Source organism: Paenibacillus sp. IHB B 3415, assembly GCF_000802655.2.
Lineage (GTDB): Bacteria > Bacillota > Bacilli > Paenibacillales > Paenibacillaceae > Paenibacillus_AQ > Paenibacillus_AQ phytohabitans.
On record NZ_JUEI01000178.1, the window covers coordinates 1 to 2,312 of the forward strand.

Annotated in this window: 2 protein-coding genes; both read left to right on the top strand. The window is 49.0% G+C overall.

Annotated features, from left to right (window positions below; translation table 11 throughout):
* Window positions 1–482 precede the first annotated feature (482 nt).
* Window positions 483–653, top strand: coding sequence for a hypothetical protein (locus QW71_RS40330; protein ID WP_200906014.1), 171 nt, complete (start codon window positions 483–485; stop codon window positions 651–653).
* A gap of 295 nt (window positions 654–948) precedes the next feature.
* The gene (ltrA, locus tag QW71_RS35990) at window positions 949–2,241 is read left to right on the top strand and encodes a group II intron reverse transcriptase/maturase (RefSeq protein ID WP_039310834.1); all 1,293 of its coding nucleotides are present in this window, start codon (window positions 949–951) and stop codon (window positions 2,239–2,241) included.
* Window positions 2,242–2,312: the final 71 nt, after the last annotated feature.

Below are 2,312 nucleotides of genomic sequence, written 5' to 3' on the forward strand. Positions count from 1 at the left end.
GAGGGGCCAAGCCACTCTTGTAGCTAGGATGCTTGCGCATGGCGAAATCTGTGTGTAAAAGCGCATCGACAAAAGTACCGGTCAGAGACCGGGCGAGCAACAACCCAGGCCGCAACATCAAGTGAATCCTGCCGCGTCGTCAAAAAGGCCCTGCGAAGGGGAAAAGAGGGAGCCGAGTCTCGCTTAAATGGACGAAGGCCATGGAAGCTGCAAAGAACTTGGTACAACAGTGAAGAACCCTCCGGTGTAAAGGGAACGGCATGGTTTGAAAGATAATGCAGTGAACTGGGGAGACCCTCCCCCACACGGATTTTTTTTTTAGAAACCCGTAAAGAGACGTTCTATAAGTCCAGAAGACGAAGTGAATCGTCTGTGGGAAGGGAGTCCGAGGGGCTCATAGTACCAAGGAACCTAAGGACAACACAACCTTAGGGAGGGAAGGAGCCCTGCTTTGTTTACGCTTTTGGAGGAGGTACGAGTGAGTGAATGCCAATCGGCTAACGACACCTAAGGAAAAAGTTCAAGAACTCCAAGAAAAGCTAGGTCATGCGGCCAAGGAGAATAATAAGCGTAGATTCCATGCATTGTACGACAAAGTCTACCGGTGGGATGTGCTGAGCGAAGCCTGGAGGAGGGAGCCGAGTCTCGCTTAAATGGACGAAGGCCATGGAAGCTGCAAAGAACTTGGTACAACAGTGAAGAACCCTCCGGTGTAAAGGGAACGGCATGGTTTGAAAGATAATGCAGTGAACTGGGGAGACCCTCCCCCACACGGATTTTTTTTTTAGAAACCCGTAAAGAGACGTTCTATAAGTCCAGAAGACGAAGTGAATCGTCTGTGGGAAGGGAGTCCGAGGGGCTCATAGTACCAAGGAACCTAAGGACAACACAACCTTAGGGAGGGAAGGAGCCCTGCTTTGTTTACGCTTTTGGAGGAGGTACGAGTGAGTGAATGCCAATCGGCTAACGACACCTAAGGAAAAAGTTCAAGAACTCCAAGAAAAGCTAGGTCATGCGGCCAAGGAGAATAATAAGCGTAGATTCCATGCATTGTACGACAAAGTCTACCGGTGGGATGTGCTGAGCGAAGCCTGGAGACGGGTGAAAGCAAATAAGGGAGCGGCTGGAGTAGATGCCGTGACGCTCGCAGATATTAAGGAACAAGGAGAAATAAGGTTCCTCAAGGACTGTGAGCGAGAATTGAAAAAAGGCAACTACCATCCGGAGCCTGTACGGCGGCACTATATCCCAAAGAAAGACGGGAAGCAAAGGCCGCTAGGTATACCTACCGTGCGCGACCGAGTCATACAAATGGCAACCAAACTCGTGATTGAACCCATCTTCGAAGCAGACTTCGAAGAAGTATCCTTCGGATTTCGTCCAAAACGAAGTGCAAAGGGAGCGCTGGAGCGAATCCGGAAAGCCTGCAACCGCAAAGGAAATTGGGTAGTCGACGTCGATATCCAAGGCTACTTCGACAATATTAATCAAGAGAAACTCATGAAACTGGTACAGATGCGTATCAATGACAGGCGGATCTTGAAATTAATACGGAAGTGGCTGCATGCGGGAGTCATGGAAGAAGGAAAGGTAAGGCGCTCCGATTTAGGGACACCACAAGGTGGCGTCATCTCCCCCCTGTTGGCGAATATCTATTTGAACTACTTTGACCGGCTATGGGAGAAACACGGAAGTGGGTTGGGAGAACTGACAAGGTATGCAGACGACCTTGTGGTGGTCTGTAAAACCAAAAAGGACGCCGAACATGCTTATGAGCTCATAAGCAGGATTATGGAACGCCTAGAGTTAACCTTACACCCGACCAAAACTCGTATTGTAGGCTTATGGACAGGAGACGAGGGATTCGACTTCTTAGGAATGCACCACCGAAAAACGAAAGCAGAAACTTCTCAAGGGAAGGTGTACTATACCACACAGCAGTGGCTAACGAAGAAGGCAGAAGAACGCATTCGCGGCGTGGTCAAAGACAGACTAGCACCGTCCGGCATGCGTTCTAAATCGTTTGAGGAACACGTGGAATGGCTCAATCCAAAGATTCAGGGATGGAGAAATTATTACTACACGAACTACAGCCAAAAGAGGTTAGCTAAGCTGGATTGGTATATTCTGCAACGGTTCACCCGGTGGTATGCGAAGAAGAGACAACGGAGGAGATGGATGAGTTCATTCCCGGAGGTCAAGTATATGGCCAATAAGTGTGGACTAAAAACGCTATTGTAATCTGCATGCCCATGAATGACAAACATCGGAAAGCCGTATGAGGGAAAACCTCACGTACGGTTTGATGAGGA